The organism is Bradyrhizobium sp. MI1.4 (assembly GCF_055811315.1).
On record NZ_JBVVPP010000002.1, the window covers coordinates 418,648 to 425,348 of the forward strand.

The 6,701-nt window shown below is 61.5% G+C and carries 1 protein-coding gene and 4 pseudogenes; 3 read left to right on the plus strand and 2 right to left on the minus strand.

Annotation, left to right across the window (positions count from 1 at the left end):
• Positions 1–189: 189 nt before the first annotated feature.
• Positions 190–1,368: pseudogene (locus AC0L23_RS04260) on the plus strand (IS110 family RNA-guided transposase); the annotation flags it as partial.
• Positions 1,369–1,718: 350 nt separating this feature from the next.
• Here the strand turns inward: AC0L23_RS04260 and AC0L23_RS04265 are convergent.
• Positions 1,719–2,721: pseudogene (locus AC0L23_RS04265) on the minus strand (IS256 family transposase); the annotation flags it as partial.
• A gap of 375 nt (positions 2,722–3,096) precedes the next feature.
• Here AC0L23_RS04265 and istA point away from each other — a divergent pair.
• A pseudogene (gene istA / locus AC0L23_RS04270) lies at positions 3,097–4,196 on the plus strand (IS21 family transposase); the annotation flags it as partial.
• Positions 4,197–4,887: 691 nt separating this feature from the next.
• Positions 4,888–6,048 carry a TlpA disulfide reductase family protein gene (locus AC0L23_RS04275; protein ID WP_219682838.1) on the plus strand — a complete coding sequence of 387 codons (1,161 nt, stop codon included), beginning with the start codon at positions 4,888–4,890 and terminating at the stop codon, positions 6,046–6,048.
• Between the two features lie 440 nt (positions 6,049–6,488).
• Here AC0L23_RS04275 and AC0L23_RS04280 read toward each other — a convergent pair.
• A pseudogene (locus AC0L23_RS04280) lies at positions 6,489–6,701 on the minus strand (hypothetical protein); the annotation flags it as partial.

Genomic DNA, 6,701 nt, shown 5'->3' on the forward strand with positions numbered 1-6,701 from the left:
GAGGCACCGGGAGCACGAAGGTGCGGGCAGGCCGATGCATACGATGAGCCGCGAGCTCGAGTTAGTAGCTGGCCGCCTCTGCGACTCGCCCGGTTGCGCTGAGAGCGCGAATCCGTAGTTGTCGTGTCGCCCGTAGCTCCCGTCATGTGGTCTGATTGGCAGGAGGTGCGAATGCGACGGGTGATTGGCATCGACGTCCACCGAACTTTCGGGGAGGTGGTGATTTGGGAGGATGGCAGGCTCCGACATGCGGGCCGCATTGATATGACGCGGACTGCGTTGGAGGGATTTAGCAAGACCCTGCTGGCCAGTGATGAGGTGGTGGTCGAAGCGACCGGCAACAGCATGGCGGTATCGCGGGTTCTGGCACCGTTCGCGGCGCGGGTGATTATCGCCAATCCATTGCAAGTGAAGGCGATCGCCCAGGCTCACGTCAAGACCGATAAGATCGATGCCGGCACGCTCGCCAGTCTGCAGGCGGCGGGATACCTGCCGCAGATCTGGACGCCTGACGCGGAGACCGAACGCAAGCGCAGACTGGTGGCGCGGCGCTACCAGGTCGTTCGACATCGTACGCGGCTCAAGAACGAGGTGCATTCGATCCTGCACGCACACCTGATCCGGAAGTGCCCGCATGCCGATCTTTTCAACGCCCGCGGCCGGGCGTAGTTGGCTACTCAACAGCTGCCGGACGATGAGCGCGCGGCCATCGATCGGCACGTCCGTGAGTTCGACCGGCTGGCGGAAGACCTGGCCCTGCTCGACCGCGAGATCGCGCAGGACGCAATCGAGGATTCCGCGGTCAACCGATTGATGACGATCACCGGCGTCAATCTGGCGGTCGCCGCCGGCATCATGGCGGCGATCGGCGACATCAGCCGGTTCGACAGCCCGCAGAAGCTGGTGAGCTATTTCGGGCTGAACCCGCGGGTGCGGCAGTCGGGACTGGGAGCGGCCCACCACGGCCGCAGCAGCAAGATCGGCCGCAGTCACGCGCGCGCCATGCTGGTCGAGGCGGCCTGGGCAGCGGCCAAGGCGGCCGGTCCACTGCATGCGTTTTTCGTGCGCATTCGCGCGCGGCGCGGCCATCAGATCGCCGCGGTGGCCGTGGCTCGCAAACTCGCTGTGCTCTGCTGGCATTTGTTGACGAGGGGCGAAGATTACCTGTGGGCGCGCCCAGCGCTGGTCGCCAACAAGACCCGCGCGATGCTACTTCAGGCCGGACATCCGCAACAGAAAGGCAGCCGGCGTGGACCAGCCTATGCCTACAACATCAAGGCGCTGCGCGACCAAGAGATGTTGATTGCCGCCCAGGCGGAGCAAAGCTACGAGCGATTCGTGTCGCAATGGAAACCGCGGGCGGCCAAAGGCCGGGGCGCGGGCGCCTCAGTTCGGCAAGACAAAATAGGCAGTCCGGTGACGCTTGCAGCCGACACGTCACGCTTCGCCACGAGGTCGCCCGCGCCCCACAAACATAATCGCGGCTGACAGCAACTTCCAGCCGAGCTGGCCAGTCCCGTTCCACGCAGCCTGCCACCGTGCTCGGGCCGGTCAAGGCCAAGCCTTGCGGTGGCCGCAAATGCGGCCAGCCTTGACCGCCCCTGCGCGCGCCGGCTGCGAGATCGGTGGCCGGGACGGAAGAATGACCCGCCGCGCGGCCGAACAAAAGAATGGACTTGCAGGATTTTCGCAATCCTCGGCTCGGCAGGAAAAAATCGCTTGTCCATCTCATCCGTGGAGTGCAGCTTGGTCCGATGCTGCGGCGGGAACGTCATGTAGGCAAGCACATCGGTCTCAGCCTCGTCGAGGAAGCCGGCAAGCTTTGGCCGCTTGGGGCGGAGTTGATCGGCGAGCTTGCGCCATTGCGCAGTTGCGGCCTCGGCATCGTCCTGGGCAAACGCAGTGGCGATGAAGGCTGAGACGACGCGCCGCCCGCCGTTGCCGGCATGCGCCAATGCGTTGCGCATGAAGTGGACGCGGCAGCGCTGCCAGCTGGCGTTGAGCACCTTGGCCATGCTGGCCTTGATACCCTCGTGGGCATCGGACACGACGAGCTTGACGCCGCGCAGGCCGCGGCGGCCGAGCTTGCGCAGGAACGCCGTCCAGAACGTCGCGGCCTCGGACGGCCCGATGTCCATGCCGAGCACCTCGCGCCGGCCGTCGCCGTTGACGCCGACTGCGACAATCACCGCGACAGACACAATGCGGCCATTCTGCCGCACCTTCACAGAGGTGGCGTCGATCCACAGATACGGCCAGTCGCCCTCGATCGGGCGGGCGCGGAAGGCCTTCACTTTGTCGTCGATCTCGCCACAGAGCCGGGCTCACCTGGCTCTTGGAGATGCCGGTCATGCCCATGGCCTGCACCAAATCGTCCACCGAACGGGTCGAGACGCCCTGCACATAAGCCTCCTGCACCACGGCGGTGAGCGCCTTCTCGGCCACGCGGCGCGGCTCCAGGAAGCCCGGGAAGTAGGAGCCCTTGCGCAGCTTGGGAATGCGCAGTTCGACCGCGCCGGCGCGGGTTTCCCAAATCCGGTCGCGGTAACCGTTGCGCTGGGCCAGGGGCTCGGGGCTCTTCTCGCCGTAAGCTGCCCCGGTCTGGCTTTCGACTTCCAGCTCCATCAGGCGCTGGGCCGCAAAGCCGATCATCTCACGCAACAGATCGGCATCAGGGGTCTTCTCCACGAGCGTGCGCAGGTTCATCATATCATCGGTCATCCCGGATCAAGTCCGGGACTGGTTCCTCGGTTGGGGTGTCGCAACCCGGTCCTACCGGAGAACTGCCGGTGACCACCGCAAAGCCGCCCGCCCGCTACGGCGCTATTGGGGGCGCGCGTCCGGGCGGCTTTGCTCTACCGAGCTACACCACCACCGGGGAGTACATCATGCCAAGCTAATGAATGCTTGTGGGTGGAAGTCCCATCCGGCCAAGACCGAAGCAGGCAGGCCGGGACCGAGTCTTGCGGGCGTCGCGGCAACGCGGGGTCTGAAATGTAGGAGCCATGCGGGGTGCGGGAATGAGCCTCGAAAGGTGGATGTTCGCGGAGGCCGAGTGTGTTCCCTAAACACGAAGGCAGCATGAGCATCGTCGTTATGCGAGACGATGCCGCTCCGTCGGGGTCGATGGCCGGATCACCGGTGATCGCCCGCGAATTGGGCCTCGACCGGAAGACGGTTCGCCGAACGATCGCCCGCGGCCTGGAGCCTCCAGTGTACGGACCTCGCAAGCCGCGTTCGCGACTGATTGAACCGTTCGTGCCGTATTGCGAGAGCGCGTCACGGCCTACCCCGGCCTGACCGGCCAGCGACTGTGGCGGGAGCTGCGCGAGCGCGGTTACGCCGGCGTTATACCGCCGTCACGGATTTGCTTCGTGAACTGCAGCCAACGCCATTGCCGGTATTCGAGGTTCGCTTCGAGACGCCGCCAGGAGACCAGGCTCAGGTCGACTTTGCTCACTTCCAGGTCGTCTTTACCGACGAGCCCTCGGTGACGCGGATCGTGTGGTTGTTCTCCTTCGTGCTCGGACATAGCCGGTTGATCTGGGCCCGGTTCGTCCTCCACCAGGGCATGCAGACGGTCCTGCGCTGTCACATGGCAGCCTTTGAGGCGCGGCGTTCCCAAGGAGATCCTCTACGACCGCATGAAGACGGCGGTGATCGGCGAAGGAGGTGGCAGCATTGTCTACAATCGCGCGCTCATCGATTTTGCCCGGCATTACGGCTTCCAGCCCAGGGCCTGCCGCCCTTACCGGGCCAAGACCAAAGGCAAGGTCGAGCGGCCGTTCCGGTATATCCGCGAGGACTTCTTCCTCGCCCGCTCGTTCCGCAATCTCGACGATCTGAACGCCTAGCTGCGGCATTGGCTCGATACGGTCGCTAATCCGCGCGTGCACGCCACCACCCAATGCGTAGTCAACGAAGCCTTTGCGACGGAGAAGCCACACCTAGGCCCCTTGCCGCTGGCATCATTCCGCTCGGTGCTCAAATTGGAGCGGCGGGTCTCCCATGAAGGGATGGTGAGCGTCGGCGGCAATCTCTATAGCGTTCCCGACGCCACCCGGAAGCGGATCGTCGAGGTGCACACGCTCGCCAACGAGATGCAGATCTTCGAAGACGGCACCCTGATCGCCACCCATCCGATCCTTGATGGCCGCAGGCAGCGACGGATCGCGCCGCGCCATCGCAAGATGCCACGCCTTTGCCCCAGCGGTATTGCCGACACCAATGCGAAGGACGTCGCTCGCAAGTTGTCCTGGCCACACAATCGTGCAGCGGATGTGCGGAGGTGGCCCTGAGGCTGTCAGTACCATCTCCCGCGACTGGTTGAAACCGGAATGCGGGGAAATCAACATGGCGACGGGAGTAACTGCGCCGCTTTGGCGAGGTAGACTTGGCTTCCTATGTTCAAGCAGGGCTCGCACCGGCTTTCGCGCCTGCGATTCCGACGGAGCAGCTCGCGCACGAGGTCATCGGCTTCCGTGGTCATCTGGACCGCGCCGAACAGGCAGCTTTGCAGCCCGGTTCGGAAAGCTGGTGCCGTGTCCGATGCTGACCGCTGTTGTTCTTTGCGACCCCACGTCCGCACGCTTGCAATTTGTCGGTCAGCGGGCATCATCCGGTTTCTCACGCGCCGCCTATTGGCGCAGCGCGGCTCACGGATGCGCATTCGCATGACAATGTTTTGGCGGCACGAAGGGCGCGATGTGTGCCCGAAATCTGACACCGACGCAAAGCATGTCAGGTTACATACAGGGGACCCTACTGGTCGTGTGGATGTTTTTCAAAGCTTTATCATGTACTCAGTGGGCGCGGACAGCCTGGCACGGTGATTGCTAACTCAGGTGAAGCGACAAGGTCGCGCAGCAAGTAACTTTGGAGAAAATCATGGTGCTGTGCATGGCGTCCCCGGCTCCTTCGCTCAAAGTCGAGAACTGGCTGCGTGGCGAGCCCCTCACGAACTTCCAGCCAGGGAAAGTGTACATTGTCGAATTTTGGGCAAGTTGGTGCGGCCCATGTGTGAGGGCGATGCCACATCTGATAGAGCTGCAAGCAAAATACCAAGACGAGGGGCTTGAGGTCGTCGGAGTCGCAGCTAGCGAACAAGCACCAACGGCGGATGAGGCTCGCACCAAGTTGGACGCATGGTTGACTGAAAAATTCTCAAATCTGAACTATCGAATCGGGTTCGACAGTACAGGCGAAATGAACAAGCTTTGGATGGATGCCAGCTCTTCTCTTGGGGTTCCGACATCGTTCGTCGTCGACCGCGACGGCCACATTGCCTTTATCGGTCATCCGATCCAAATCGACGACGTCTTGCCGAAAATTATCAACGGCACTTGGCGCGGCAGCTATCAAGCTAAAGCCGCTGATGCGAAACGAATTGCGAAAGACCAACGCCTAGCGCGCGAATTGTCAATGCGCCGGACAATTCGACCGGCGATGGAAGCAAATGATTGGCCGACAGCGCTATCAGCGATCGAAGAGGGCATTGCCGCGATGCCGGACAATCTCAATCTCCGCGAGATTCATGCGGATCTGTTGCTTCACAAAATGCGCGACACGGCGACCGGGTTCCAGGTCTTACGCCAACTGGTCCGAGATGCGATTGAGAAACAGTCAGAGGCTGTGCGTGGGCTGATTGTCGTGATGACGCAACTCTTTGATCCGGAGAACGATAAGGCCCACCTTCCGCGTGCGGAACGCTTCGCGATCGGCAGGGATGTGTCGGAACATATCCTTAATTCAGCGCAAGCCAGCGGCGGCCTCAACTTCTCTTCTTATAGGGTGGTCGCTCAGTATTACTACGAGAGTGGTGACAACCAACGCGCGATCGAGCTGATCGAGCGGGCAATGACATGGCTAGACCATCCGAAAGCAATGCCGGACGATATGAGGGAAGGTGCGAAAAAGTATTATATGCCGCAGTTGCTCCAGACCTTGGCCAACTACAGGGGCGAGAAGGTTTGTTGCAGCGGGTCTTGTTCGATTTCGCAGGAAAAGTCTCCTGGAGCTCCCAAAGTGCAGCCGCAGGAGGAGACATGAAGAGAGACGTTAATCGGAGGTGCACGATCGGGGCTATCTAAGCGCCTTCGAAGCGCTCGCGACCGGCAGAACGTCTAGGATCATTTGGGCGATTGCGACACGCAGGTCACAAGGAAAACCTAGCCCACAACGAGTGATGCGACGCCCTGCGGCCCGTCTTCGCTGGGTGTCTGGTTACTGCTTGTATTCAGGGGTGTCGCTGGCCGTTTTACATGCTCGGTTTGGTGGCTCGAAACTATCAATCGGCAACTCACATCGAGCATTACTCACGCAGTTATGTTCGCCTTGCCAGCACAAACAGCCCCGAAGAACTTAAATGCAAGCAGGATCGAGGTTCGATCTGACAGTCTTCTTGCGGTTGCGCCGCCGCAGATGTTGATCCAGTTAGGCTACGATAGACCTGAACAGAACTTGTTGTCCCTTAAAGAAGGTGGCCGGGTTCAGACAATGCTGAAGGCGACTTGAGAATGTCCGATCTCGAATGCTTCAAGCCATCCGTGGCTCTTCAACATCAAGTTTTGGGACAACTCTCCCGCATAAGTCGCCGCCATGTTCGCGACCACCAAACGCATGACCAAAACCACCACGGCCTTCGGGGCCCGGGGAGGCGTGCGCGTGTAGTCGTCGACTAGAACGCAATCCACTCTACCGAA